The following is a 25905-nucleotide window of genomic DNA, read 5'->3' as shown; positions in this document are numbered from 1 at the left end:
TATTCAAATCCTTATTATTTTTGTGGATTTGGGCTTGTTGACAGTAAATTGGTGGGAGAGAACCATAATGAGTCAAAGCGGCGTAAATAAGGGCCGTCGTCGATTTCTACTGGGAGCGACTAGCGCGATAGGAGCGGTGGGAGCAGTGGGAATTGCAACGCCTTTTGTTGCCTCATGGAATCCAAGTGCCAAAGCAAAAGCAGCTGGTGCACCGGTGAAGGCCGATATTAGTAAGTTAGAAGTAGGTCAGCAAATGATCGTTGAGTGGCGTGGCCAACCTGTATGGGTGGTGCGTCGAACTGAGCAAAACATAGCCGATCTGTCCAAGCTGAGTGATCAATTAGCAGATCCAGCCTCTGCAGTGGAGCAGCAGCCAGAGTATGCTCAAAATGAGTTCCGCTCAATCAATCCTGAATTTGCAGTTCTACTTGGGATCTGTACTCACTTAGGTTGCTCACCAACCTACCGTCCAGAAGTTGCTCCTGAAGATTTAGGTGATAAGTGGTTAGGGGGCTTCAACTGCCCATGCCATGGTTCACGCTTTGACCTTGCTGGTCGTGTATACAAAGGTGTGCCGGCACCGACTAACTTAGTCGTGCCACCACATCGCTTTATTAGTGATACGGTTATCGAAGTCGGTGTTGACGCTGGGGGTAACGCATAATGGCTGTTATGAAAGATTTCATGGCTTGGGTAGATGCGCGACTTCCCGTTACGCAAGCGTTTGAAAAACACATGAGCAAATACTACGCACCTAAAAACTTAAATGTTCTCTATCTTTTTGGTGTGTTGTCACTACTAGTTTTGGTTAATCAGCTACTAACCGGTGTTTGGTTGACCATGAGTTATAACCCATCAGCTGAAGGGGCATTTGCTTCTGTTGAATACATCATGCGTGATGTGGAGTATGGGTGGCTAATTCGTTATATGCACTCAACTGGCGCTTCTGCGTTCTTCGTTGTTGTGTATCTGCATATGTTCCGTGGTTTGCTGTACGGATCCTACCAGAAGCCACGCGAGCTCGTTTGGTTGTTTGGTATGGCGATCTACTTGGCTCTAATGGCTGAAGCATTCATGGGCTACTTATTACCATGGGGGCAAATGTCCTACTGGGGGGCGCAGGTAATTATTTCATTGTTTAGTGCGATCCCAATGATTGGCCCAGATCTGGCGCAGTGGGTGCGTGGTGATTACTTGATTTCAGGTATCACGCTAAACCGCTTCTTCTCACTTCATGTGATTGCTTTGCCGTTGGTACTAGTGGCCTTGGTAGTGCTGCATTTATTGGCTCTGCACCATGTGGGCTCAAACAACCCGAAAGGTGTGGATATTAAGAAGCACAAAGATGAGAACGGCATTCCTCTTGATGGTATTCCGTTCCATCCGTACTACACAGTGCACGATATTGTGGGTGTTGCAGTGTTTCTATTTGTCTTCTGTGGGGTGATTTTCTTCTTTCCTGAGATGGGCGGTTACTTCTTAGAAAAACCAAACTTTGAGGCGGCTAACCCGCTGAAAACTCCAGAGCATATTGCGCCAGTTTGGTACTTCACGCCGTTCTACGCGATTCTTCGTGCGGTGACATATCCATTGTTTGGCTTGGATGCGAAATTCTGGGGGGTTGTGGCGATGGGTGGTGCAATCGCTATCCTGTTTGTATTGCCTTGGTTAGATCGTAGTCCAGTAAAATCGATGCGCTACAAAGGCTGGATGAGTAAGGTTGCGTTAGTTCTTTTCTGTATCAGTTTTGTTGTGCTGGGTGTGCTAGGTGTATTGCCTTCTACTGAAGGTCGAACAACAGTGGCACAGATCGCATCAGTGGTTTACTTCTTGTACTTCATCTTGATGCCGTTCTATACCAAGTGGGAAAGTACAAAACCAGTGCCGGAGAGGGTGTAACCATGAAAAAGATTTTCGCAACTGCGGCGTTAGTATTTGCCTCAGCGATGACCTTCGCATCAGGTGGTTCAGCTGTTCACTTGGAGCATATGTCGCCAGATTTACACGACAAAGCTTCTTTGCAACGAGGTATGCAGGTTTACTCAAACTATTGTGCTGGCTGTCATGAAATGGGCTATGCGCGATATGAGCGAGCTGCAACGGATTTGGGTATTCCAGCGGATTTATTTGAAGCCAACTTATTGCCTTCGGGCAAGAAAATTGGTGATCTAATGGATAACTCGATGGATGCAAAAGATGCCAAAGAGTGGTTTGGTGCAACACCGCCAGACTTGACGCTTGAAGCTCGCCTTCGTGGTCATGATTGGGTTTATACCTACTTGAAGTCTTTTTACGAAGATAAAACACGTCCTTGGGGTGTCAACAATACAGTGTTCCCGAGTGTTGGGATGCCAAACGTTTTAGAACACCTGCAAGGGGTTCGTCATATGACTTGTGCACAAGCACCTGCGATGGACGAGCATGGTAAGCCAAAATTTGATACACTTACCGGCGATATTTTGACAGAAGAACAATGTAATGTCGTAGTACAGAAAACAGCCGGTCAACTTTCAGAAGAAGAGTTTGATCAAGTTGCTTATGATGTTACCAATTTCTTAGTGTATATGGGTGAGCCAAGTCGTTTACAGGCTGAATCCTTAGGAATAAAAGTGTTATTATTCATTGTTCTATTTGGTATCTTTGCATACCTTTTGAACAAAGAATACTGGCGCGAAATTCACTAAACACAAAGTGATTGTTGTTTTGCCCAAAATGTCCCTCCTTCAGGAGGGACATTTACATCGTAGTTTGTTAAGTTAACCCCTTCATGGGGTTTTCGTTGTTTATTGAATAGGGGTTATACATGGGTGTTATTGCAAAGCGCTCTTCAATGACGTTCTTCTCTGATGGAGAAGATCACTACAGTCATCGCGTACGTATCGTTTTGGCTGAAAAAGCGGTAACCGTAGATATTATTGATGTTGATCCTTTCAACAAGCCAGAGGAATTGGCAGATATCAACCCTTACAATGAGTTGCCAGCATTGGTTGATCGTGAGTTGGTGCTGTATGAGCCAAATGTAATGATGGAGTATTTAGATGAGCGTTTCCCTCATCCTCCGTTGTTACCTGTATACCCTGTTGCACGTGCAGAGAGCCGTTTGTACATGTACCGTATTCAGCGTGACTGGGCTGGTTTGGTCGACACGATTTTGACAAGTAAAGATCGTGATGCGGTTGAAAGTGCACAAAAAGAGCTGCGTGAAAGCTTAATCAGTGTATCGCCGATCTTCGAAGAGAAGCCATATTTCATGAGTGAGGAGTTCACGATCGTTGATTGTTGCTTGGCTCCGATCTTGTGGCGTCTTCCGGTATTGGGCGTAGATATCGAAAAAGCGCAAGCGCCGGGCTTATACAAGTATATGGATCTGGTTTTTGATCGTGAGTCTTTCAAAGAAAGTCTGTCAGAAGCAGAGCAGGAAATGCGCCTAGACTAATGGCACATCAAGTTTTCAAAAGGGGCGTAAAGCCCCTTTTTATTTTCAGGAGTGCAAAGAATGATTCCGAAACGTTCATATCTACTTAATGCGACATATGAGTGGATCGCAGACAACGACTTAACACCATATTTATTGGTAGACGCAGACTTTGAGGGGGCTGTGGTGCCAAGAGAGTTTGTCAACGATGGTCAAATTGTCCTGAATATCAGTATGAGTGCGGTAAGGCATCTGCATATTGATAAGCAGGGTGTGTCATTTGAAGCACGTTTTAGCGGTAAGCCAATGCAGGTTTTTGTGCCAATGGCAGCAGCGATAGCGTTATATGCTAAGGAAAACAATGACGGAATGGTGTTCCCACCTGAAACCTTTGAAGTGACCCCAGAGCCTGAACCAACGCCACCAGAGCCACCACAAAAAGGTTTCACGTTAAAAGTCGTGAAGTAGATTAATCTTCATAGCCAAACAACTGGCGTTCAAGTAAGTCTACTAATGTGTGGACTACAGTTGTTTGGCATTCTTGCACTCGAGATGTGCCAGTTAAGTTGATTTTAATCTCGGTATCATCTTGAGACGTCAGCGCAGACACATTTTTAGCGTCTGGTGTTGTTAACGCGACAATGCTCATTTTACGCTCATGTGCAGCTTGAATAGCTTGAATAATAGGCGAAGTATTGCCTTTGTTTGCGACGACAAATAATACGTCGCCAGGGTTGCCGATCGCAGTGATCTGTTTCGAGAATACGTCGTGATAGCTGTCATTGTGTGTAATGGCTAGTAGGGCATTACCATTACTAGTGAGTGATACGGCAGGTAGGCCTGGGCGTTCACGATCCATTCGATCAAGGAGTAATGTGCTGAAATACTGCGAAATGTACGAACCAGTACCATTGCCAACCGCAACTACTTTTCCGCCATTCGCAATGCTATTAAATAGTACTTTAGCGGCATGCTCTATATGCGCTGGTAAGGTTTCCAGTGCATATTGCTGTGACTCAAAACTTTGCGCAAATTGCGTATAGATCGCTTCTTGATAATCCATAAATAACTGCTTATACCTGTACTGCCTGCAGCCAATGAATGTTGCTTTGGGATAGCTCCCCATCTATAGCAATCACATCTATTTGGTATTGGCTTTGTTGCAAGTTGTGTTTCATTAACCAGAATTCGGCTGATTTTAAACAGCGCTGAAATTTCTGTCTTGTAATTGTTTCGCTGGCGCTGCCACGTGCTTTGCTAGCTCTGTATCTGACTTCAATAAATACAATGCTCTGCCTGCAAGGGGATCGCATGATCAAATCAAGCTCGCCCGCGCGGCAGTGAACATTTCTATCAATAACTTGGTAGCCTTGCTGAACGAGGAATTGCTCTGCGAGTCGCTCAGCTTTAGCGCCATCACTCTGTTTCTTTGTGGGTGAAATAACTTTCCTTAGCATCGATAAGCGCTCCTTGCTTATACGTCACAACATTAGGTCGACGGTTGAACATGCCATTATTGTCTAGGGTGATAATGCCTGTCTTAGCAGATACTTTAGCAGACCGAACATTAGTGAATAATGCCAGTCGCTTTGCAATCAAGTAACTGTCATTCCCCAATGCTGTCAGTCTTTGTAGGACTAAAGGTTGACTGCTTCCACCTCTGCTTTGTTGTTCTAGGATGGCAGGCAGCTCACTGAACACAATACGCTCAATATCCTCGTTTTTGGTCGTTGAGCTGGGTGAGCGATCATGAATGGTTTGCGAAGCCAGCATTGGAATGTCGTCAGCAAAGTAAAAGTTGAGCAATGGGCGAATCTGCTTTGCATCCTCAAGCTTTCCGACATAGTACACGTAATCTAAATCTTGGCGGGCACGAGGTGTGGATTCGATATCTTGATTTGTCCACTGACGTATACGGCGAATTCGCGCCTCACTTTCATCTACTTGTAGCAACTGCTTTACAGCATTTGCACGCCCAGTCGGAGTATCTTCATAGGAGAGGGAGGTTAAAACAGGCAGATCCTCTTCCTGTGCAATCTCTTTAAATTGATCTCCTTGACGAAGTGCCCAAGTTGGCTGTGTTGTAAGAATGGCAGAGTTTTCAGCCCCTTCTTTTTTTGCGAATGCGATGAGCTCACGAATATCGTCTTTAACATTTAATGAAAAATGGTAAAGGTTCGGCGTCAGGGTATTAATTTCAAGTTGGTTCAGTGCAACGGTGGGGATGTCGGTCACTAAATGTGGTAGCTGGCTAACATTCTGTTTGCGTAAGGGGCCGATAATAGTCTCTGCCCCAGTAGAACTTGCTGCTGCATAGGCATCAGCGAAATTTGCATAACGATCGGTATCAATAAGATGTAGAGCTGGCTGCACTTCAGCGTTGGCATAATATTGTTGCAAAAGACCGTCTAGAATAGCTTCTGAAGCAACTTTTAATTCTTTACTCATTGGCAGTAATACCGCAACAGAGCTCGGCATATGGTCTTCTAAGGAAGCCATTATTTGGAAATCGCGTGGCGGATTGATTGCAGCGGGATGGCTTGCATGAGCAGATTGCCAGCGCTTGAAGGCTTGGACTTGCTGTTCAACGGTCATGGATTGATCACGTAAGATATTAGAAACGTTTAACCATTCATCTAGTAGCGGTAAATTGCTACTCACCTGAAGATAAGTTACTTCATTGTCGGTTAAGTTTTGAATTGCAAACCAAAGGTCTTCTTGATTGTTTAGTTGTGCATCCACAGGTAACTGAAGGCTTAATTGCATGTAGTCCTTCACTGCATTGGGCCAATTATCCAATGAAGCCATCACGCGCGCACGATGTTGTAGTAGCTCAGTGTTGTTTTCTAGTCGCTGTGCCACATTTAGCTGAGAAGCCTGGCCAAGCATCTGTAATGCCAGCAAAGGTGTATCTAATGCCAATGCAATATCACTCATTAGTAGCATGCCTTCAAACTGGCTTGAGTTACTAATGGAAATAACGTGGCTTTCTAGCAATGATCTCGCTTCAAGATACTGTTCATCTAAAAAAAGTGCTTTCGCTGCAGCAAAGTAAAATGGCGCGGCCGCCTGAGGCGAACTTTGTGCCTGAGCTTGCGCTATCGCATATTGATAATCGGATAAATCCCCTAGCTGCTCAGCAACGGTTTTAGTTGAGCCTTGATCAGGCATGGATGTTTCAATGGCACCACAACCAATTAGAGACAATGTCACGAAGGAAAGTGGTATGATACGGGATCTAAACAAACTCATATGCACGCAATACTTAAGCCTATTAAAGAGGAATCATGGTAACACAGTCTGATAATGATGTGAGAGGAACCTTCTACATTGTAGCGACCCCAATCGGTAATCTGGACGATTTTACGGATCGTGCAAAACGAGTTTTACAAGAAGTTGACTTTATTGCTGCAGAAGACACCCGTCATAGCAAACGTTTGATGAATCATTTTGGTATCGATACAAAGCTGTTTGCTCTACATGACCACAACGAGCGCGATAAGGCGTCCTACATTGCTTCCTTGTTAAGTGACGGTAAAAACGTGGCCTTGATCTCTGATGCGGGCACGCCATTGATCTCTGATCCGGGTTACCATGTGGTGAACTTTTTGCGTCAAGAAGGCCATAAAGTCGTACCGGTTCCTGGCCCATCGGCATTGATTACCGCACTGTGTGCATCAGGATTACCAACGGACCGTTTTAGCTTTGTCGGCTTTTTGCCAGCAAAGAGTAAATCTCGTCGTGACGAGATGTCGAGCTGGACGCCAACACTTGGTACCGTAGTTTTCTATGAATCTACCCATCGTATTTTGGACTGTCTAGAAGACCTAGAAGCGGTTTGGGGTGAGCAAGCTCAAGTGGCCTTGGCACGCGAACTAACTAAAACATTTGAGACGTTCTTATCTGGCTCTGTTTCCGAAATTAAGCGCATTTTAGAAGACGATAGCAACCAAACTCGTGGTGAATTCGTGATGATGGTGTCTTTGCCTGCACAGGAAGAAGACAACAGCGAGGCTCTTAAAATTTTAAAAATATTGCTCAAAGAATTGCCTGTAAAACAAGCGGCAGCATTGGCTGCTGAGATCACTGGTGAGAAGAAAAACGCTTTGTACAAGCAAGCGCTTGCGATGAATGAAGCGTAATTTTACTAACCAATCATTCAATCTTTGTTTGTTTACAGAAGCAAACAAACGCGTATACTGATGTGCAACTTGTCGGAGTGCCTTAATTGGCTGAGATCGCATTTTAATGCGGGATCCGCAGAACCTGATCAGGCTAATACCTGCGAAGGGAACAAGAAAGCATCATTTCTTTTCTGCTAAAATTGCGTTGTTTTAACCTAGTCCACAAAGGACAACAGGTCTTAAAACAGCCGCGCGTACGTGGAAGTACGTGACCTCCTGACAAGCATTTTTTCCAAACATACAATAATGGGAATCTGCTAATGTCGACTACACCTGCAAAACCTAATAAGAAAACTCGTGAAATTGCCCGTCTAGAAGCCAAAGCTTTTATAGAGTCTTTGCAAGCTACTCCTTTTCCATCTTCCGAACGTATTTACGTACAAGGCTCCGATGCATCGATCCAGGTGCCCATGCGTCAGATTAATTTAACCGATACGCCTATTGGCTCGGATCCTAACAATCTGACCTTTGAGCCAAACGAGCCAATCTATGTTTACGATACTGCGGGGCCATATGCGGATCCTGCAGAAAACATTGACGTTCATGTGGGTCTAAAAGCATTACGTAAACAGTGGATCGAAGCCCGTAACGATACCGAAGTGCTAGAAAGCGTTAGCTCAAACTTCGCTCAAGAGCGCTTAGCAAATAACGAACTAGACGAATTGCGCTTTAAGCACCTACCAACAGTGCGTAAAGCTAAAGTGGGTCAATGTGTCACGCAAATGCACTACGCGCGTCAAGGCATCATCACGCCAGAGATGGAATACATCGCCATCCGTGAGAACCAAAACCTACAGGCGATCAAATCTGAGCTGTTGCTAAAGCAGCACCCGGGTCACAGCTTTGGTGCTAACCTGCAGACTGAAATCACCCCTGAATTCGTGCGTAAAGAAGTGGCAGAAGGTCGCGCCATCATTCCTAACAACATCAACCACCCAGAAACCGAGCCTATGATCATTGGCCGTAACTTCCTAGTGAAGGTGAATGCCAACATTGGTAACTCAGCGGTGACGTCTTCTATCGAAGAAGAAGTGGAGAAATTGGTCTGGTCAACGCGCTGGGGCGCAGACACCGTGATGGATTTGTCGACGGGTAAAAACATTCACGAAACCCGTGAATGGATCCTACGTAACTCGCCTGTGCCAATTGGTACCGTACCCATTTACCAAGCCCTAGAAAAAGTAGACGGCGTTGCCGAAGACCTAAATTGGGAAGTATTCCGTGATACCTTGATCGAACAAGCCGAGCAGGGCGTAGATTACTTCACCATCCACTGTGGTGTCTTACTGCGTTACGTGCCAATGACGGCAAAACGCCTAACCGGCATTGTATCTCGTGGCGGTTCCATCATGGCGAAATGGTGTCTTGCGCACCATACAGAAAACTTCCTATACACACGTTTCAAAGAAATCTGTGAAATCTGTGCTGCCTACGATGTGGCGCTTTCGCTAGGTGACGGACTACGTCCAGGCTCGATCATGGATGCCAACGACGAAGCGCAATTGTCCGAGCTGCGTACCCTTGGTGAACTCACGAAGATCGCATGGGACTACGATGTTCAGGTGATGATCGAAGGACCAGGGCACGTGCCAATGCAATTGATTAAAGAAAACATGGATCTGCAACTTGAGCACTGCCACGAAGCGCCGTTCTATACCTTAGGTCCCCTAACTCAAGATATTGCTCCGGGCTACGACCACTTCACTTCTGGTATCGGTGCAGCGCAAATCGGTTGGTACGGCTGTGCCATGCTATGTTATGTAACGCCAAAAGAGCACTTGGGCTTACCAAATAAAGAAGACGTGAAACAGGGTTTGATCACTTACAAGATTGCAGCTCACGCTGCAGACTTGGCCAAAGGTCATCCAGGCGCACAAGTGCGTGATAATGCCTTGTCTAAAGCACGTTTTGAATTCCGTTGGGAAGATCAATTCAACCTGTCTCTAGACCCAGAAACAGCACGTTCTTACCACGATGAAACCTTGCCACAAGCGTCCGGCAAAGTGGCTCACTTCTGCTCGATGTGTGGTCCGAAATTCTGTTCGATGAAGATCACTCAAGAAGTGCGTGACTACGCCGCAGGCCTTGAGAAGATCGAAGCGGTGGACGTAACGGCAGAACAGGGTATGCAGCAGATGTCTGAGCAGTTCAAAGAGCTAGGCAGTGATGTCTATTTGACCACAGACAAGTTAACCACTGATGAGATGGCTGCCGAAAAGCTAGAGCAACAAGAATTAGTGAGCGAAAAATAAATGACCACAACAGATGTTAAACAAATAGCGTTTCATGACGCTGGGTTTAAATCATCTGTTTTGGATAACACTCGACACCTTGGGTGTCGAGTGCTTCACTCCACAACCGATGAAACTCAGAATCAGTGCTGTATTGAACTGCTCCACGGCGAATTAACGCTGAAAACAACAATGGAAACTTGGCGGTTTGTTCGTAAGCTCGAGGCAGAAAGCAATATCTATCAGGCCCAATGCCTAAATAATCAGGTTACGGTTCATCTGCCAGGTCAGCGTATTGCCCATTTTCAAGCTGATAAACTGACCAAGGTAAACCAAAACGATCTTGCCGTGGCGTTGGCGTGTTTTATTGAGCAAGGCTATGAACATCTAGATGCCATGACTTTGGCGCTGGCTTGGTTAACCCAGCAAGCCCGTGCTGCGGGGGCGGGTTGGCCGGAAGATCGCACTTGGTTCCCACGCACTAGCTTTGCCGATGACCATGTGATTGCCGACGAGGCTGAGTTTAACCCGATTCGCAAAGAGCTATTCACCCTCTACCCAGTAGTAGATACCGTTGAGTGGCTGGCACTGGTATTAGAGCAGGGCGTGACCACCACGCAATTGCGTATCAAAGACCCGAACGACCCAGAGCTTAAGCAAAAGATCCAACAAGCCATCGCTCTAGGCGAGCAATATGGCGCGCAAGTCTTTATCAATGATTACTGGCAACTGGCGATTGAACTGGGCGCTTATGGTGTGCATTTGGGTCAAGAAGACATTGAAGTGGCGGATCTTTCGGCGATCCAGCAGGCAGGCTTGCGCCTTGGTATCAGTACCCATGGCTACTTTGAAATCATGCGTGCCTTTAACCTCAAGCCAAGCTACATAGCCCTTGGCCATATTTTCCCAACCGTAACCAAGGATATGCCGTCTCAGCCACAGGGCTTAACCCGTTTAGACCAATATGTGGAACTGATCAATGGCGCTTATCCAACTGTAGCCATTGGCGGTATCAATGCGGAACGCTTGCCAAAAGTAAAAGCCACGGGAGTGGATTCTATTGCCCTAGTGACCGCGATTACCCGTGCGAACGATCCAAAAGCCGCAACACAATCTTTGCTAAAGGCGGTGATCAATGATGTACAAGGAGAGGCTGATGCAACTGTATGTGAATGATGAGCCAGTTCTGTCTGAACACAACACTTTATCCGCTTTACTAGAAAGCTATGTCAGTACTGAACAGCGGGTCGCGGTGGCGGTGAATCAACAAGTGGTGCCACGCAGTCTGTGGTCGGATTGCCTATTAAAAGACAACGACCGTATCGATATCTTTGAATCCATTGCAGGGGGTTAATATGTCATTAACGATTGCAGGTCATACCTTTTCATCACGCTTATTTACTGGCACGGGCAAATACGCCAACCAAGAGCAGATGATCGCTTCTATCTTGGCCAGTGGCAGTGAAATGACCACCTTGTCCTTACGACGAATGGATCTAAAAGCGGGCTCTGACAATATTCTAAAGCCATTGCAAAAACTGGGTGTGAAGCTATTGCCAAACACTTCTGGTGCCCGCGATGCCAAAGAAGCCATCTACGCTGCTCAATTGGCGCGAGAAGCCTTGGAAACCAACTGGGTCAAAGTAGAAATCCACCCAGATCAACGTTACCTAATGCCAGACCCAATCGATACCCTAAAAGCAGTTGAAGAGCTAGTGCGCCAAGGCTTTGTGGTGATGCCTTATATTCATGCGGACCCAGTACTGTGCAAACGTCTAGAAGAAGTGGGCGCACAATGTGTCATGCCACTCGGTGCACCGATTGGCTCCAACCAAGGTTTGGCGTCTAAGCCGTTCCTAGACATCATTATTGAGCAAAGCAACGTGCCTGTAATTGTCGATGCGGGTATTGGTGCGCCATCCCATGCGGCGGCTGCATTAGAAGCGGGTGCCGATGCGGTCTTGGTGAACACCGCCATGGCGGTCGCGAGCCACCCAGAAATGATGGGCAAAGCCTTTAAACTGGCGGTGGAAGCAGGGCGCATGGCCTATGAGTCAGGTACCGGTAAAGTGCAACAAACCGCCGAAGCGTCCAGCCCCTTTACCGAGTTCCTTAAGGAGCTAGTATGAGTGGCGTCATACGAGTCTTACATCAAAGTCCAGCGGTCGTAGGCCAATTTAGCGCACAATTAGAAGCGCTAAATTGGGACGCCACCACCGCTCAGCATCAAAACGCCACTGAAGCCGATGTGCGTCGAGCACTGGCCAAGCCTAAGCGCGATATTAATGACTTTGCCGCCTTGATCTCTCCAGCCGCCAAGCCTTTTATCAATCAGATGGTGGCAGAGAGTGAACGCCTGACGCTGCAGCGTTTTGGTAAAACAGTGAGCTTGTTTGCGCCTTTGTATTTGTCTAATACCTGCGCCAACGAATGCACCTACTGCGGCTTTTCCATGAGCAATGCCATCAAGCGTTTAACTTTGGACGAAGAACAGGTCGAGCGAGAAATTGCCGCCATCAAGCAAAAGGGCTTTGACCATATCTTGCTGGTGACCGGCGAAACCAAGAAAGTCTCCATGCCGTACTTCGAGCGCATGTTGCCATTGTTTAAGCCCGCTTTTAGCCAGCTCTCTATGGAAGTACAGCCATTGGAAATGGAAGAGTACGCTCAGCTAAAAGAACTCGGCCTCGATGGCGTCTTGGTCTATCAAGAAACCTACCGCCGCAGTACTTACCTTGAGCATCACCTAAGAGGCAATAAATCCGACTTCAATCACCGCTTAGACGCGCCGGATCGTATCGGCCAAGCCAAGGTGCATAAAACTGGCTTAGGCGTCTTGCTCGGCTTGGATGACTGGCGTACCGACTCCATTATGATGGCGCACCATCTAAGACACCTGCAAAAACGCTACTGGCGCTCACGTTTTAGCGTTGCATTCCCGCGTATTCGCCCCTGTGCCGGCGGTATCGTACCGAAATCCGTGATTTCGGACCTAGAGCTGGTACAGCTGATCGCTGCATGGCGACTCTTTGATGCGGACTTAGAAATGAGCCTCTCCACCCGTGAATCACCGGAGTTTCGAAACCACGCCGCACGCATGGGCTTCACCACCATGAGCGCCGAATCGAAAACCCAACCGGGCGGCTATGCTGAAGACGCCAAAGAAGCCCTAGAGCAATTTGAAGTCAGCGACGAACGCAGTGTCACCGAAATTGCCAACGCCATCCGCGCCCAAGGCCGCGAAGTCGTCTGGAAAGACTGGGACATCTCCTTCAACATGTAGAACCTCGCAACGTATAAGGTATTTGTAGGACCTCGCTTTGCGAGGGAAAAATCCGCAGCCTAGACAACCTTCCTAGGCTGCAATTTCCCCTAAATAAGCGGATTGCAACCGCGACAAACCTTTTGTAGGACCTCGCTGCGCGAGGCAATAACCTGCATTCTAGGTAATATATCTAGGCTACTAAATCTCAGCTTCGGCGTTTGAAGCTGCATTGTGGTGCCATTCCATGTATTCAATTCGCTTGCGCAAATCTCAGGTCGTTCCTCCCTTCGAACGTCAGCGCGAATCAAACACATGGAACGTTGCTAATATCTATTTTGTAAGGGCGGGTTGTACCCGCGGCCAAAGCGATAGCTTTGCGCTCTTGTAGGACCTCGCTGCGCGAGGGAACAACCAGTAAACTAGGCAATAATTCTAGGCTACTAAATCTCAGCTTTGGTGCTCATAATCTACTTTGTGAATTTTTCATCTGACCCCAATAGTCATCTCAAGAACCCATAGTCTGGGCTATTGAGTTAAGCGTGAGATTTACTGCCTGTTTGCGTTTGCATGACATATTTTTCAAATAGAGCCTTGTTACATTATCTTCAGTTGATTGAAGATATGGAGTGAAGCTGTGATACGGATTTTGATATTAGCTCTCAAGTTTGGTGTGTTAGGACTAGCCGCCTTGATTTTGCTACTAAGTCAGTCGCGCACTCAAAGTGAGTGTGGGGTGAATGAATTTGAGGGACCATGATTGTTGTTTGCAGAGTTACTTCCCGTCTCCATTTCATACATTCAATTCGCTTAAGCAAACCTCAGGTCGTACTTCCTGCAATCGCTAACGAGGCTCAAACATATGGATGTTTCTCATGATGTAAAACAAAGAATACATAAAGTCATGAGCTACCACATGCTCAAGGGTTGGTTTGATTCTTACTAAAAGCGTATGTTTTATCCAAATCGTATTTTGTTAAGCCATGACGAATAGGAGTGCGCCTCTAATTCGTCTTGAGATAAGGAGTTATCATGAGTGCAAATCAATTCAAAGTTGCTGTGATCGGGGCAGGGAACGCTGGTTTGGAATTATTGGATCGACTGTTTAAGGCAGAGTTCATTGATATCATTGGAGTAGCGGATAAAAACGCGCAGGCTCCAGGTATGTTACTGGCGAAGGAGCACAGTATTCCCATTACAACTGATATGTTCGATCTTCTACAAGATAGCTCTCAGATCGATATCATTATCGACGTTACAGGAATCAAATCTGTACGCGATGCCTTACGTTATCATATGCAGGAAACGCACAATGATCATACTGTGATTATGCATGAGCGTATTTCCGCATTATTGATATCGTTGTTTAACGGCATGATGGTAGAAACCAAAGCGAGTGACGAATTCTATTAACAACAACAGAGCCAACTAATTTAGCTCAAAGCAAGTAGTTGGCCATCTGTGTCGTTGAATGATTCGTAATTATTTACGCGGTTTTGTCTTGCTGCCCGAGTTAACGACCTGCAACCTAAGCAATACTTTTATGAAGCAAATCCCTTCGTACGAAGCTGATTCTACCGGCGATTAAAGCAATAGCTTTGTAAGAGGCTGACAGGACGGTAAATTTTTCATCTACACGCTATTGGCGTATATTTAAGGTCATGAAAAACGTATTTTTTGAATCAACCATATTTGAAAAGTACAGGCCGGATTATCTAACAGATGAAGAGTTTAGACTCTTTCAATCTGATTTTATGAGCGATCTACATACAGCAGCAGTGATCTAAGGTTCAGGCGATTTAAGAAATATTCGTGTTGCTAGAAAATAAAGGCTCTTATGGAGGCTTGGCGCGATGAGCAATCGTAATTTATTTGAAGAGCTAAACTCTGCATTAGGGGAAGCTAAAGCACACTCTGAGGGTAAGCTGACGCTTAAAACTCATCAAGTTAATGATGTGTCGGAACTGAATATCACACCCAGTGAAATCGTCAGCATCCGAGAGCAATTCAATATGTCACGCGGAGTCTTCGCCCGCTTACTCCATACCTCTGCTAGAACGTTGGAGAAATGGGAACAAGGGCGCAGCGTTCCAAACGGCCAAGCCATTACGTTACTGAAACTGGTTAAGCGCCACCCAGAAACGCTCAACCAAATTGCAGAGCTATAAATCGTTCGGTACTGATTTAGTAGAAGCAGTTTGCCTATGCAACTAAGCCTTTTGTAGGACCTCGCTGCGCGAGGGAACAACCAGCAACCTAGGAGATAATTCCAGGCTACTAAATCTCCGTTTTGGCACTCTGGAAGCGCTTTGCATGACCATTCCATGCATTCAATTCGCTTGCGCAAATCTCAGGTCGTTCCTCCCTTCGAACGTCAGCGCGAATCAAACACATGGAATGCTGCTAATGAGACTCTATCTTGTAGGAAATAAGATGGACTCGCCCTCCTAACTATGTGCCATGCTTAATGTGCAAACAAAAGCCTGTCCGGCATCCAAGTTAAAAGGAGCGAGTCCTATGAAGAACATTAGCATCTTAAGCATTGATTTGGCGAAAAATGTTTTCCAATTGCATGGTCAGAACAAGCAAGGCAAGCAAGTTCTAAAGAAAAGACTGCGTCGAGAAGAGTTGAGAAACACTATTGCCAATTTGCCTCCTTGTTTGATTGCCATGGAAGCGTGCATTGGAGCTCATGCATGGGCTCGGCAGTTTATGAAGATGGGGCACCAAGTAAAATTGCTCGCTCCTCAGTATGTTAAGCCGTTTGTGCGAGTGAATAAGAACGATCAACGAGATGCTGCCGCTATCGCTTTAGCGGCATCACTGCCATCGATTCCATCGGTCTCGGTTAAAAGTGAAGAGCAGCTAGATCTGCAGGCGATTCATCGAGTGAGAGAACGATTGGTTCGCGAGCGCGTTGCAACAGGTAATGAAATCCGTGGCTTATTAGCCGATATGGGAGTCGTCATACCGACTGGTGACGCTGCTATTAAGAACTTACTTCCAGTATTACTGGAAGATGCTGAGCAACCCATTACCTATCGCGGTCGATTGTTATTAGATGATCTAAGATCACAATGGTTAGAAAAAGAAACGCACGTGAAGCGCTATGATCGGATACTCAAAGAGTATTCAAAAGGCAGCGAGGAATGCCAAAAGCTAATGGAGATTCCAGGTCTTGGCATCATCAATGCCTCTCTGCTGTGGTGTTATATCGGCGATGCTAAACGCTTCGGAAGTGGTCGACATGTGGCTGCCTCATTAGGGCTTGTGCCTAAGCAAGCATCCAGTGGCGAGAAAGAAAAGCATAAAGGGATTAGTAAGCAGGGCAATAAATACCTGAGAAAACAGTTGGTTCATGGTGCTAGAGCAGCATATCGCGTTCTACAAAAAGATGGGGCAACAGGCCGTTTGGCGGAATGGGTGAAGCGCATGAAGAGTAGCGGCAAGCATACGAATAAGATAGTCGTTGCACTAGCAAATAAGCTGGCTCGCATCGCTTGGAGTTTACTATCAAGAGCAAACTCACACTATCAGAGCTAGTTCTTGAGAGACCAAATAAAGAAATAAAAGGTTTATAGCTGGCACACCTAAAGCGTTGCGCAGACTATTAAGACAGAACAGATAAAATCGGCTCACTCATCCTGTGCAACCCGCTGGCTCAATGAAGCCGAGTAGGAGTTTAGAGAAAGTGAGCGCACATCTTTTAATGGCCGAGCAGATATGCTCAATCAAAGTAGGTCGAATATAAGCGTGCAACTTTATTCTGTGATGTCAAAATAGCTTGCAACAGTCGGGCGGGTCCATATAAGCAGGTTGCACCTCGCGACCAAACCTGCATCTATGAGTTAAATCGCCAATCCCGCATTTCGTAGGAGGGGTGCCTTACCCCGATCAACCTTTCAGTATCTGCAGGCAACCAGCCAGCCTCGGCGCTTTAAGCTACATTGAGGCACTATTCCATGTTATTCAATTTAAGTGCGTTTTTTTGTACTGTAGCAATTGGTCAAAATCGTGTCCAAAAGTCTATTTTTCAACTGGGCGCAATAGTTTCGATTATATTGTTTCTAGCTTCGCTTTAATCAAGTTGAAAGCTGTCTTAGACACTTCCGCTCCCCAATTCAAAGTAGCCTTTGCCTCTTCTGGATAATCTGATTTAAATGTCATTATGATTAAACTAAATGCTAGCAATAAGCCTATCCAAAGCATCCAGTTGGACATCGTATCTATAAAATCAACCCTGTCCTTGGCTTTAACTAATTGAGCATCAAGCTTCTCTTGTGCATCCTTGGCATGAGATTTCACTTCTTCAGCTTCAGTTCTAGATTTCAGATAATGACCTAGCGCTCTATCAAAGGTGTCCTTAAAATGATCTAAGTTTTCTCGAAGAAGTTCATTGGATTTAGTTATCAAAATTTTTGTCATTACAACACCAACAACAATTGCAACCACTCCTAGGAAGTTGTTTGTTCTTGCTAGTGCACCAATAGCAACCATTACGCCCGGTAAAGCAAACGCTTTGGTTTGTGATGACGTAACTAATTCTTGCAGCTTGCCAACAAAGCTTAAATGTTGCTCATCAATTTCTCGAAGCTGAGTGTCTACAGTGAATCTGTTTACATAGATTTCATAGTTCTCACAATACCTATCATGAAACTTCTTGGTATTTGTTAGAAAAACCTCAAATGGATTGTTTCCATCTTCCATTGAAGACATGATTTCAGCAAATGAAACCAACATGACACTTTGTCTATCTTTGGTCTGGGCATCTTCTAAATGCCAACTATCATATAAACGCTCGTATCTCGCTTCATCACAGTCTAATCCCAATTGTTCTATTTTTTGAAGGTCAACAAATGGGCTAATCTGATATGGCTTGGTCTTGCCCTCTTTGTGATGGACAAAGAACACCAATAGATTGTTATCTTGAATATGGTCAGCCATATCAGATAATAACTTCACCCACTTAGTAACCTGAACAACCTTTTTCAGTAAGGGATCATCTGTATTCGATTCAGATAGTTGCCTATCAATAATACAAAACTTAGAAGGAACGCTTTTTATACGAATGCACGCTCGCATGAAGTTATCTAAGGTCGAATAGAAATACCTTTTGAAACCATCCTGCCAATGCTCACTACCATCTTCAAACTCAAGGTATAACTTCCCACCTTCAGCTTTAAGGCTACATGAGCTGTTAACCTCTTTGAGAGCCTTTTCCAAATGCGTAAAGTCTTTGCATTCAGCAATGCTCTCATCAAGCTCAAAAGCATAAAGCTGTATATCCTTGTCGTACTCCGTTTGCTGACCATCCTTGATGAACGAGCTAAACAAATGGCTTGAGTCATACATAAGACTTAATCCTTGTCTGGCAATGCTTCCAATAACTCACGATGTTGTTCATCATCTTGAACTTCTATATAAATCGTTCTTGTTCCGGCATCGTACCTAATGCTCTTTTCCGCATCCTCAACAGTACCCAAAGCACTTCTTTTGATGCGATAAAAGTAATCCTGTCCTTTTTGTCCTTCAATGTTAGTAGCTTTCTGCAATTGTCCACGAGTTACATCGAAGATTTCACTGATTTTGTAATCATTCTCATTAATGAACGCAACAAAGTCTTCCGCAGTTATCCCATCCTTACCATCAGGTAAATTTGAAATTACTTTTTTAGCAACGTTGTTTACGCTGATTTGGTTGCCTTTCTTATCTCTAATCAAAAGCTCCACTTCATCTCGCAGCTTACGAATATGAGCGTCTCTTAGGCCCAAACCCTTTCCATATTGCTCAATTGCATCAAAAATACTGGATACACTTACAGTATTGTCTATCATGTCCTTTGTGCCAAGAGCTTCTTGGAAAAATTGCCCTTTTGAGCGACCCGAAATAAATCTTAGGTAAGCTTTGTCTTGATGTTCTTCAATGTGGTCAGGGTAGACCGAATCAAATAATGTCAAATCATACAGCACAGCTTGTCTCAGTGTATCTACATCAATAGACTTGAATCTTGTAGGTACAAGGCCAGCACCGAAGTCAAACACGTCTTTCTTGTCTACCATCACCACTAACAGGCGACCTAAGTCCTCTTCTTCTCCTTCATTGCAGTAATGAATAAAGATCATGTGACCGACTTGAGTGTTACCGCGACCATCTTCATTTAATGAAGATTTAAGCCTCTCCATCATGCTCCGAGTTGTATCCTCAAAAACACCATCAGTATCAGAATTAAACTTAGTCAGAATTGTTGGTATTGAATTCCTACCTGTATCCACACTTAAGAAGCCATAAGTCTTAGTCTTACGTCTAAACTTCGTTTCTATTTCCTGAACAAAGTTAAGTGCATGCTCATTGCCTCCATCCCAAAGATCGCCAAACTTATAGCTAAAACTACTATCTGGTTTACTAATCTCTGCGGCAATAGCGTTCAGTACAACTAATCGTGCAGTCATATCCCTTCCTGTTGATGACTTGATAATTATTGTTGAATTTTACCATGTAAAAATTTAACAAAACACTTAACGTAAAAGTCACCATTCGTTCAGTTTAGGCAAACAAAAAAGGGCGGCTCTGACTAAAATGACGTATTTTCATTAATTAGGTAACTAGATGGATGTATTTGGCTAAATTTTGAGTTATTAACAACTCACCCCATTCAACGGATGATTTATCTTTTATGCTCTTATTATCAAAATTACCTATTTTCCGAACACTTTTTCTTTGCTTCTTTACTACGTCTATCGCTACTGCCGCACAAGCAAGCATCATTGATTTGAGTGCCATGGACAAAACCGCTGAAAGTTTTTCAAATATCAAAACCGTTCAAGTGGCGTATCAGGACGAGGTCGTTTGGTCTAAGGCGTATAACAATGCCGACATGGATGCGGTGACAAATATTAAGTCTGCCTCGAAATCCCTGATGTCGGCGATCGTTGGCATGGCGATTGATCGTGGTGTGCTGGAGGGAGTGGATCAATCGGTTACGACGTTATTGCCTGATCAACTGCCGCAAAATCCTGACCTTCGCTTAAGCGAGATTACCCTTGGTCATTTGCTCTCTATGCAGGCTGGATTAGAGCGCACGTCTGGGCGTAATTATGGCGCTTGGGTCGCCAGTGATAATTGGGTAAAAAGTGTGCTGTCTCGACCTTTTGTAGAAGAGGTGGGGGGCGAGATGCAGTATTCCACTGGTAATACTCATGTGCTATCGGCCATCATGATGCGAGAAAGTGGACGACATACGTATCAGCTCGCCAATGACTGGTTACAAGATTCTGGCGTGCGCATTCAAAGTTGGGAGACAGACCCGCAAGGGATTCCGATGGGCGGTAATCAAGTGGGCATGACGCCTGCATCGTTATTGGCCTTTGGTGAGTTGTACCGTCGTGGTGGTGTTACAAAAGACGGTAAGCGAATTCTTTCAGAAGATTGGATAGAACAAAGTTGGACGCCAAGGACTCAGTCTCAATACCATCGTAGTCTTTATGGCTACGGCTGGTTTATCCAGACGTTTGCAGGTGTGCAGGGTTATTACGGTTGGGGCTATGGCGGTCAGATGATTTATGTGTTGCCGGAGCTAGAGCTCACCGTTGCTATTACCTCGCAGGAAAACTTGCCATCTGGTCGCACTGGATATCGTGACTCACTGCATCGTATGTTGAGCCAAGATATTATCCCCGCGATTCAGGCGGCTCTATAAAGGCTGGTAGATTTCAAAAAGATCGATGTGCTAAGCATCGATCTTTTCTAAATAAGCTTTATTCGGCCAAAGCCATCTCGGCCATTTTCATTGTGTTTTCAAACGATGCACAACCCGCGATAAACAAGCCGTTATGGCAGAACATAGCATCATTCAATCCGGTCACTTCTTGAAGCTCTTTACCAGATAAGCCCGCCCATGCCGCTGGCAGTTTTTTGCGGTCTTCAAAAGAACCCAGTTCAACCGGCACGGTTTGAATACGCCATTCACCAGTTTGCGATGGGTAGATCATAAATAAAGCATCTTTTGAGGTGTTTAGCACTGTGGTTTTCCAAGGTGTAAATTGCTCCAAGACGATGACTCTTGGATCGTTGGCGTTTTCAATGGCTTCAAGGACGATGGATTTGGCATTAACGCCACCATTTGCCGAGGCAATAAAGCGTGCCAGAACCCGTGAAGCAAAGGTTACGGCTTCTTCAAAACAAGCGTCAAAGTCACCAGGTTCCTCCCAAGTTGGGTTAAACATGGAGATGGTTTGGCTAAGGCTGACACCGGTGAGTGGACCGTCGACATGGCCACAGTCGATGGCGTCGATGACAGAGACGAGGTTTTTATCCACGGCGTCAGTGACTTCTTGGTTGCCAGCACAGATTTCAAGGCCGTATTTTTGCCACATCAAGCCAAACGAAGAATACGGAATACCGTTGTCACGAGCACCAGCGCCGCCGCGTTGGTGGTGGTCGAAACGGCCTTTGTCGGCATCGTATATGCCGCCTACATCTAAAACGATATCGGCTTGGTCTAGCTTGTCAAGGTTACGTGTTCGAATTACTTTCGCAGATGGATAAAGATGTTTCAGTGCTGCTACAGCAAATACGTCGTCTGCGTGAAAGTTGCCATTGTGCGTCGCAATCACCGGAGTGTGTTCTGTCATGTTTACCATCTCTTGTATCTGTCTTTTTTCGTTTATCAGCTAGGTGGAATTAAGAGGCTGGATTCTACGGACTTTTGGAGGTAGGTAACACCGTTCTATGTAATTACTGATACCGATACTGGAAAATATCGAGCAAGGTGATTATTTCTAGAGTATTGCAACGCATGTCTTGTTAAGATGCGCTGCGCTGAATATGACAGCATTTATATTTCTATACATGAGAGTTACCAATGACAAAATTTGATACCCGAGTTGAAGAACTAATCGCTAAACATCCACATTTAACGAAAGACGAAGCGATTAAGATCATCACTGAAAAGAACGAGCGTAAGAAGCAAAAGCGCAATGCGCGAACTAATAAAGTGAAAGGCTAGAGAGTCGCTTTCCTGCTTTTGGCGCATCTGCAATTCCCTGGCAGTTGTACTTGCAACATTATTCTTTCCAGAGTCAGTTGAAGACCTTTCTGTCACTTTCAGCTGACTTAATCCCTCTCTTTTTTGCAATCCCTACATTGTTCGAACTCGCTTCTTTTCAGAAGTGGATTTTTAAGTTCGTAGCAGTTCATTACAAAAACATCATTGTTTTCTAATGGTTTTGGTTTTCCTATCTATACTAAGATCTAGTAACTGATATAGGGAAGAATGATGAGCAGCTTGTTTGATCGACGAGGTTTTTTACGAACATTAGGGGCTGGAGTAGCGATGTCCGCTGTTGCGGTAAAAGCGCCATATGTTTACTCCAAAAAGACTATTACGCTTAGGGTGATGGGGACTCATGTCACACTTCAGGAAGAGCTTCGCCAAAGGGCTATGAAGGAGTTAGGCATCAATCTTGAGTTTTATCCTATGGGGGATGCTGCGTTATTGCAAAAGGCTGCTTCAGATCCTAGCTCTTTTGATTTGTATGAGCATTGGTCGGACTCTATTAATATTCTGTGGCAAGCAGGATCAATTCAGCCTCTCGATACGGATCGACTTCGCTATTGGAACGAAATAAATAATCTAACCAAAACAGGGAAGTTAACAGATGACTCACAAATAGGTGCAGGTGATGCACCGAATAAAATTATCTATGTACAGCCAGACGGCTCGTTAGGTGCAACACCGTCTAAACAACTCAGTTTTATGCCATACGTGCATAATGTCGACTCCTTTGGCTATAACACACAACACATTCAGCCTGGTGTGGCTTATGAGACAGAGTCTTGGGCATGGTTATTGGATGAGAGTAATAGGGGGAAAGTCGGTCTAGTTAACGCTCCTACTATAGGGATTTTTGACGTGGCTTTGTCAGCACAAGCACAAGGACTGATGACATTTGATGATATTGGTAATATGTCCATTGCCGAGATCGATCAGTTGTTTGAGATACTGCTTACCAAAAAAAGACAAGGTCACTTCTCTGGCTTTTGGTCTTCGGTACCACAGTCGGTCGAGTTTATGAAAACAGGTCGAGTGACTATTCAGAGTATGTTTTCACCTGCGGTCAGTGCTTGCCGAGGGCAGGGGATTCCGGTCGTGTACGCTGCACCTAAAGAGGGCTATCGAGCTTGGCATGGGGTAATGTGTATGTCTGCGAATGCCAGTGAAGAGGTAAAAGATGCTGCCTATGAGTATATGAATTGGTGGTTATCTGGATACCCTGGGGCATTCATTGCTCGCCAAGGTTATTACATTTCTAATCCGCAACGAAGCAGAGACTTGATGTCTCAAGCAGAATGGGACTACTGGTATGACGGCCAACAAGCGATGACAGATCTGAAAGGTACAGATGGTAATGTCTCTGTCAGAGCTGGGGAGCTCAGGCACGGGGGGAGCTATGTAAAACGTTTATCAAACATAGCTGTGTGGAATACAGTCATGCAAAACTATGATTATAGTTTGGATAAATGGTATGAGCTGTTAAATGCATAAGGAGTGACTCTGTTGTCTTTTATTGCGCGTTCTATTGCTGCAAAAATTGCGCTTTCTTTTAGCTTTGTCGTTGTGACGCTTGTTGCATGTTATATCGTTATGGATAAGCGCCTTGAAACAATTGCTACGGCAATGATAAATGTGACGGATATCAGTAGCTATACAACATCCATAGTTCGTATAAATAAAGAGATCTTTGAAATTCAAAGGGATATCTCCGTTTACAGTATGACGGGAAGTGATGCTGTCTTTGGTAAAATCAATGAGACATTTAAAGATGTTAAAGCCCGCATTTCAGCATTAGAAAGGGCTAACTCCTCCATTGAGGAAGAAACCTATATTAAAAAGCTTTCTGTTTTGACAGAGAGGATTGGCGGAAATTTGGAGGTTTTGGCTCCCCTTTATAAGTCTCGATCAGAAATGATCGATGTGGTTTTAGAAGACATCTATCAGTCAGCCATTATTCACCTAAATGCTTTAAGTGATTATTCGGTCAATCCAGAAGTAAAGCTAGAAGTGCTGGAAGTAAGCAACAGTTGGCATACGTTACATCGAAGTGCTTGGCTATTTCTGACAAAGAAGGATTATTCCAAAAAACAACAAGTGTATTCATTGTTACAGCAGATATCTTTATATAACCGTAATTTGTCAGGTGAAGATTTCGAGAATTTAAATACGCTTTTGACAAGCTATAAAACCTCTTTTGCGAAAGCTGTACAGGTCAATCGAAATTATTTGAATCTTGTTAATGTTGTCATGGCAGGCGATGCTAATGAATTTGGTGAATTGTCGAATATTCTAAGAGAGCTTTCGCTAGATAGGCTGAAGTCTATTAAAGAGGTGGGGGACGAGAGTATCTTAACAACCAAATCCATTCTTAACTTATTAAGTTTGGCCATTGTGCTTTACCTCTTAGTGCTAGCTTGGTTCTTTCATGTTCACATCACTAAAGCAATCGCGAGACTTACCGGAAGTTTTAGTCGCTTTCTTAATTCGGATCTTTCTGCCCCCATTCACCATACAAAACGAACCGATGAGATAGGCGTGCTAGCACAAGCGGCCAGTCGTTTTAGAGATATGAGTATAGACTTGGAGAAAGAGAAAAAGGCAGCAGAGCATACATCGAAAGTTAAATCTGAGTTTCTAGCAAACATGAGTCATGAGATTCGTACACCAATGAACGGTGTGCTCGGGATGGCGGCACAGTTACAGGAGACAGATTTATCAGAGAAGCAAAAGGAAATGCTTGATGTTATCACTTCATCAGGGCAGAGCTTGCTGGTAGTCATTAACGATATTTTAGACTTGAGCAAAATTGAAGCGAACAAAATTGATTTAGAAAAGCAGCCGATTGATTTGGAAAAAATGTTTCGCACCCTTGAGTTCTTTTTCAAAAAGCAGGCTTTGGATAAAGGTGTCAAATTATCATTTGCAGTCCCTGATCAAAGGGTTGTCTTCTTAGGGGATGAAACAAGACTTAAGCAGGTGTTGATCAATATTTTAGGTAATGCCATTAAGTTTACCGACAACGGCGAAGTCGTAGTTAACGCAAAAGCTGTTATACAGGCTAACAAAAAGGTGAGCTTGTTATTCAGCATAACTGATACGGGAATAGGTATTGAGGCGGAATACCTTGATCGTTTATTTGATGCGTTCTCTCAGGCCGACACTTCAATCACAAGGAAGTTTGGTGGAACAGGTCTTGGCTTGACGATTACAAGCAAACTTTTAAAGCTGATGGGGTCAGAGTTAAAAGTTGATAGTCAAGTCGGTTGTGGCTCAAAATTCTATTTTGAAATGGAAGCAGAAGTCTCGAATCAAGAAGAAACTATCTCGGATGAGCCTTATAAAACACCCACTACAGAGACTTTCGATTATTCACAACTCAAGGTTTTGGTAGCTGAGGACAATAAAACCAATCAGATAGTCATAAAAGGTTTGCTGTCTAAGCTTAATGTTGGCTCGATTGTTGTAGCCGAAGACGGTGAGAGGGCTATCGAGCAATGCCTTGAGCATGAGTTTGATTTAATTTTCATGGATATGCAAATGCCTGTAAAAGATGGGTTGCAAGCCACTTTGGAAATTAAGTCATTGAATAAAAATAATCAGACACCGGTTATTGCCCTAACAGCAAATGTTTTTGAAGAAGATAGAAAGCGCTGTGCAGAAGTAGGCATGTGCGACTTTTTAGGTAAACCTATCAATCTATCCCAATTAGAAGGCATTCTAATCAAATGGGCGCGCTAAGTGGCCGATAATGGCGGCTTTTA

24 protein-coding genes and 1 riboswitch are annotated in these 25905 nt (G+C 44.7%); of the genes, 18 read left to right on the top strand and 6 right to left on the bottom strand.

The genetic code is table 11. From position 1 onward, the window contains the following. Positions 1-67 precede the first annotated feature (67 nt). The 5 genes from petA to C8D85_RS03665 all read left to right on the top strand — a co-directional run bounded on the left by petA (position 68) and on the right by C8D85_RS03665 (position 3883). Positions 68-664 (top strand): ubiquinol-cytochrome c reductase iron-sulfur subunit, encoded by a 597-nt coding sequence (petA, locus tag C8D85_RS03685; RefSeq protein WP_133559999.1) that lies wholly within the window; start codon positions 68-70, stop codon positions 662-664. After that, positions 664-1899, top strand: coding sequence for a cytochrome b (locus tag C8D85_RS03680; RefSeq protein WP_228191361.1), 1236 nt, complete (start codon positions 664-666; stop codon positions 1897-1899). Before petA ends, C8D85_RS03680 begins: the two co-directional genes overlap by 1 nt. Positions 1900-1901: 2 nt before the next feature. Further along, on the top strand, positions 1902-2684 hold the full coding sequence (locus C8D85_RS03675) for a cytochrome c1 (RefSeq protein WP_133559998.1): 783 nt from the start codon (positions 1902-1904) through the stop codon (positions 2682-2684). 119 nt (positions 2685-2803) lie between these two features. Beyond that, positions 2804-3436, top strand: a complete 633-nt coding sequence (locus C8D85_RS03670) for a glutathione S-transferase N-terminal domain-containing protein (RefSeq protein ID WP_133559997.1) — start codon at positions 2804-2806, stop codon at positions 3434-3436. A gap of 60 nt (positions 3437-3496) precedes the next feature. Then, the gene (locus C8D85_RS03665; RefSeq protein WP_133559996.1) at positions 3497-3883 is read left to right on the top strand and encodes a ClpXP protease specificity-enhancing factor; all 387 of its coding nucleotides are present in this window, start codon (positions 3497-3499) and stop codon (positions 3881-3883) included. A gap of 1 nt (position 3884) precedes the next feature. On the opposite strand, the gene C8D85_RS03660 is transcribed toward C8D85_RS03665, so the two are convergent. From C8D85_RS03660 to C8D85_RS03650, 3 genes are read right to left on the bottom strand one after another with little or no spacing between them, the layout of a single operon-like run. After that, complete coding sequence (locus tag C8D85_RS03660; RefSeq protein ID WP_133559995.1) at positions 3885-4478, bottom strand: SIS domain-containing protein; 594 nt, start codon at positions 4476-4478, stop codon at positions 3885-3887. A gap of 10 nt (positions 4479-4488) precedes the next feature. After that, positions 4489-4872, bottom strand: a complete 384-nt coding sequence (locus C8D85_RS03655) for a YraN family protein (protein ID WP_133559994.1) — start codon at positions 4870-4872, stop codon at positions 4489-4491. Continuing rightward, positions 4832-6667: a penicillin-binding protein activator gene (locus C8D85_RS03650; RefSeq protein ID WP_133559993.1), complete on the bottom strand. Its 1836-nt coding sequence runs from the start codon at positions 6665-6667 to the stop codon at positions 4832-4834. The genes C8D85_RS03655 and C8D85_RS03650 overlap by 41 nt, the downstream gene beginning before the upstream one ends. 35 nt (positions 6668-6702) lie before the next feature. On the opposite strand from C8D85_RS03650, the gene rsmI reads away from it, so the two are divergent. The 9 genes from rsmI to C8D85_RS03605 all read left to right on the top strand — a co-directional run bounded on the left by rsmI (position 6703) and on the right by C8D85_RS03605 (position 16635). Further along, complete coding sequence (gene rsmI / locus C8D85_RS03645; protein WP_133559992.1) at positions 6703-7557, top strand: 16S rRNA (cytidine(1402)-2'-O)-methyltransferase; 855 nt, start codon at positions 6703-6705, stop codon at positions 7555-7557. Between the two features lie 63 nt (positions 7558-7620). Further along, positions 7621-7725, top strand: a riboswitch (TPP riboswitch). A 134-nt stretch (positions 7726-7859) separates the two neighbouring features. Continuing rightward, entirely contained in the window at positions 7860-9851 is a 1992-nt protein-coding gene (gene thiC / locus C8D85_RS03640; RefSeq protein ID WP_133559991.1) for a phosphomethylpyrimidine synthase ThiC, read from the top strand. Next, the gene (gene thiE, locus C8D85_RS03635; protein ID WP_133559990.1) at positions 9852-11006 is read left to right on the top strand and encodes a thiamine phosphate synthase; all 1155 of its coding nucleotides are present in this window, start codon (positions 9852-9854) and stop codon (positions 11004-11006) included. It abuts the gene before it with no gap. After that, a complete protein-coding gene (thiS, locus tag C8D85_RS03630; RefSeq protein ID WP_162847532.1) occupies positions 10987-11184 on the top strand; it encodes a sulfur carrier protein ThiS in 198 nt (65 codons plus the stop codon). The genes thiE and thiS overlap by 20 nt, the downstream gene beginning before the upstream one ends. 1 nt (position 11185) lies before the next feature. Further along, positions 11186-11959: a thiazole synthase gene (locus tag C8D85_RS03625; RefSeq protein ID WP_133559988.1), complete on the top strand. Its 774-nt coding sequence runs from the start codon at positions 11186-11188 to the stop codon at positions 11957-11959. Then, complete coding sequence (gene thiH, locus C8D85_RS03620; RefSeq protein WP_133559987.1) at positions 11956-13113, top strand: 2-iminoacetate synthase ThiH; 1158 nt, start codon at positions 11956-11958, stop codon at positions 13111-13113. The genes C8D85_RS03625 and thiH overlap by 4 nt, the downstream gene beginning before the upstream one ends. Before the next feature lie 1011 nt (positions 13114-14124). Further along, entirely contained in the window at positions 14125-14505 is a 381-nt protein-coding gene (locus C8D85_RS03615; RefSeq protein WP_133559986.1) for a Gfo/Idh/MocA family oxidoreductase, read from the top strand. Between the two features lie 440 nt (positions 14506-14945). After that, positions 14946-15260, top strand: a complete 315-nt coding sequence (locus C8D85_RS03610) for a helix-turn-helix domain-containing protein (protein WP_133559985.1) — start codon at positions 14946-14948, stop codon at positions 15258-15260. Between the two features lie 349 nt (positions 15261-15609). Continuing rightward, on the top strand, positions 15610-16635 hold the full coding sequence (locus C8D85_RS03605; RefSeq protein ID WP_133559984.1) for an IS110 family RNA-guided transposase: 1026 nt from the start codon (positions 15610-15612) through the stop codon (positions 16633-16635). A 513-nt stretch (positions 16636-17148) separates the two neighbouring features. Here the strand turns inward: C8D85_RS03605 and C8D85_RS03600 are convergent. Beyond that, positions 17149-18444, bottom strand: coding sequence for an anti-phage protein (locus C8D85_RS03600; protein WP_133559983.1), 1296 nt, complete (start codon positions 18442-18444; stop codon positions 17149-17151). 5 nt (positions 18445-18449) lie between these two features. Continuing rightward, positions 18450-19541: a nucleoid-associated anti-phage protein gene (locus tag C8D85_RS03595; protein ID WP_133559982.1), complete on the bottom strand. Its 1092-nt coding sequence runs from the start codon at positions 19539-19541 to the stop codon at positions 18450-18452. 224 nt (positions 19542-19765) lie between these two features. Between C8D85_RS03595 and C8D85_RS03590 the strand changes: the two genes are divergently transcribed. Then, positions 19766-20788, top strand: coding sequence for a serine hydrolase domain-containing protein (locus C8D85_RS03590; RefSeq protein WP_133559981.1), 1023 nt, complete (start codon positions 19766-19768; stop codon positions 20786-20788). 58 nt (positions 20789-20846) lie between these two features. Here the strand turns inward: C8D85_RS03590 and C8D85_RS03585 are convergent, their stop codons facing one another. Continuing rightward, positions 20847-21722 carry an MYG1 family protein gene (locus C8D85_RS03585; protein WP_133559980.1) on the bottom strand — a complete coding sequence of 292 codons (876 nt, stop codon included), beginning with the start codon at positions 21720-21722 and terminating at the stop codon, positions 20847-20849. 230 nt (positions 21723-21952) lie between these two features. On the opposite strand from C8D85_RS03585, the gene C8D85_RS18050 reads away from it, so the two are divergent. The 3 genes from C8D85_RS18050 (at position 21953) to C8D85_RS03575 (ending at position 25882) form a co-directional block, all read left to right on the top strand. After that, positions 21953-22096 (top strand): hypothetical protein, encoded by a 144-nt coding sequence (locus C8D85_RS18050; protein ID WP_162847531.1) that lies wholly within the window; start codon positions 21953-21955, stop codon positions 22094-22096. A 270-nt stretch (positions 22097-22366) separates the two neighbouring features. Then, entirely contained in the window at positions 22367-23635 is a 1269-nt protein-coding gene (locus C8D85_RS03580; protein WP_133559979.1) for an ABC transporter substrate-binding protein, read from the top strand. Between the two features lie 12 nt (positions 23636-23647). Next, the gene (locus C8D85_RS03575; protein ID WP_133559978.1) at positions 23648-25882 is read left to right on the top strand and encodes an ATP-binding protein; all 2235 of its coding nucleotides are present in this window, start codon (positions 23648-23650) and stop codon (positions 25880-25882) included. Positions 25883-25905 lie beyond the last annotated feature (23 nt).

This window comes from Marinomonas communis (genome assembly GCF_004363305.1).
In the GTDB taxonomy this organism is placed as follows: domain Bacteria; phylum Pseudomonadota; class Gammaproteobacteria; order Pseudomonadales; family Marinomonadaceae; genus Marinomonas; species Marinomonas communis.
This window is presented reverse-complemented; position numbering and strand designations above follow the sequence as displayed.

Excerpts from the sequence above, each read along its gene's own strand:
- petA (WP_133559999.1), top strand. The coding sequence starts at position 68 with ATGAGTCAAAGCGGCGTAAATAAGGGCCGTCGTCGATTTCTACTGGGA.
- C8D85_RS03680 (WP_228191361.1), top strand. The coding sequence starts at position 664 with ATGGCTGTTATGAAAGATTTCATGGCTTGGGTAGATGCGCGACTTCCC.
- C8D85_RS03675 (WP_133559998.1), top strand. The coding sequence starts at position 1,902 with ATGAAAAAGATTTTCGCAACTGCGGCGTTAGTATTTGCCTCAGCGATG.
- C8D85_RS03670 (WP_133559997.1), top strand. The coding sequence starts at position 2,804 with ATGGGTGTTATTGCAAAGCGCTCTTCAATGACGTTCTTCTCTGATGGA.
- C8D85_RS03665 (WP_133559996.1), top strand. The coding sequence starts at position 3,497 with ATGATTCCGAAACGTTCATATCTACTTAATGCGACATATGAGTGGATC.
- C8D85_RS03660 (WP_133559995.1), bottom strand. The coding sequence starts at position 4,478 with ATGGATTATCAAGAAGCGATCTATACGCAATTTGCGCAAAGTTTTGAG.
- C8D85_RS03655 (WP_133559994.1), bottom strand. The coding sequence starts at position 4,872 with ATGCTAAGGAAAGTTATTTCACCCACAAAGAAACAGAGTGATGGCGCT.
- C8D85_RS03650 (WP_133559993.1), bottom strand. The coding sequence starts at position 6,667 with ATGAGTTTGTTTAGATCCCGTATCATACCACTTTCCTTCGTGACATTG.
- rsmI (WP_133559992.1), top strand. The coding sequence starts at position 6,703 with ATGGTAACACAGTCTGATAATGATGTGAGAGGAACCTTCTACATTGTA.
- thiC (WP_133559991.1), top strand. The coding sequence starts at position 7,860 with ATGTCGACTACACCTGCAAAACCTAATAAGAAAACTCGTGAAATTGCC.
- thiE (WP_133559990.1), top strand. The coding sequence starts at position 9,852 with ATGACCACAACAGATGTTAAACAAATAGCGTTTCATGACGCTGGGTTT.
- thiS (WP_162847532.1), top strand. The coding sequence starts at position 10,987 with ATGCAACTGTATGTGAATGATGAGCCAGTTCTGTCTGAACACAACACT.
- C8D85_RS03625 (WP_133559988.1), top strand. The coding sequence starts at position 11,186 with ATGTCATTAACGATTGCAGGTCATACCTTTTCATCACGCTTATTTACT.
- thiH (WP_133559987.1), top strand. The coding sequence starts at position 11,956 with ATGAGTGGCGTCATACGAGTCTTACATCAAAGTCCAGCGGTCGTAGGC.
- C8D85_RS03615 (WP_133559986.1), top strand. The coding sequence starts at position 14,125 with ATGAGTGCAAATCAATTCAAAGTTGCTGTGATCGGGGCAGGGAACGCT.
- C8D85_RS03610 (WP_133559985.1), top strand. The coding sequence starts at position 14,946 with ATGAGCAATCGTAATTTATTTGAAGAGCTAAACTCTGCATTAGGGGAA.
- C8D85_RS03605 (WP_133559984.1), top strand. The coding sequence starts at position 15,610 with ATGAAGAACATTAGCATCTTAAGCATTGATTTGGCGAAAAATGTTTTC.
- C8D85_RS03600 (WP_133559983.1), bottom strand. The coding sequence starts at position 18,444 with ATGTATGACTCAAGCCATTTGTTTAGCTCGTTCATCAAGGATGGTCAG.
- C8D85_RS03595 (WP_133559982.1), bottom strand. The coding sequence starts at position 19,541 with ATGACTGCACGATTAGTTGTACTGAACGCTATTGCCGCAGAGATTAGT.
- C8D85_RS03590 (WP_133559981.1), top strand. The coding sequence starts at position 19,766 with ATGCTCTTATTATCAAAATTACCTATTTTCCGAACACTTTTTCTTTGC.
- C8D85_RS03585 (WP_133559980.1), bottom strand. The coding sequence starts at position 21,722 with ATGACAGAACACACTCCGGTGATTGCGACGCACAATGGCAACTTTCAC.
- C8D85_RS18050 (WP_162847531.1), top strand. The coding sequence starts at position 21,953 with ATGACAAAATTTGATACCCGAGTTGAAGAACTAATCGCTAAACATCCA.
- C8D85_RS03580 (WP_133559979.1), top strand. The coding sequence starts at position 22,367 with ATGAGCAGCTTGTTTGATCGACGAGGTTTTTTACGAACATTAGGGGCT.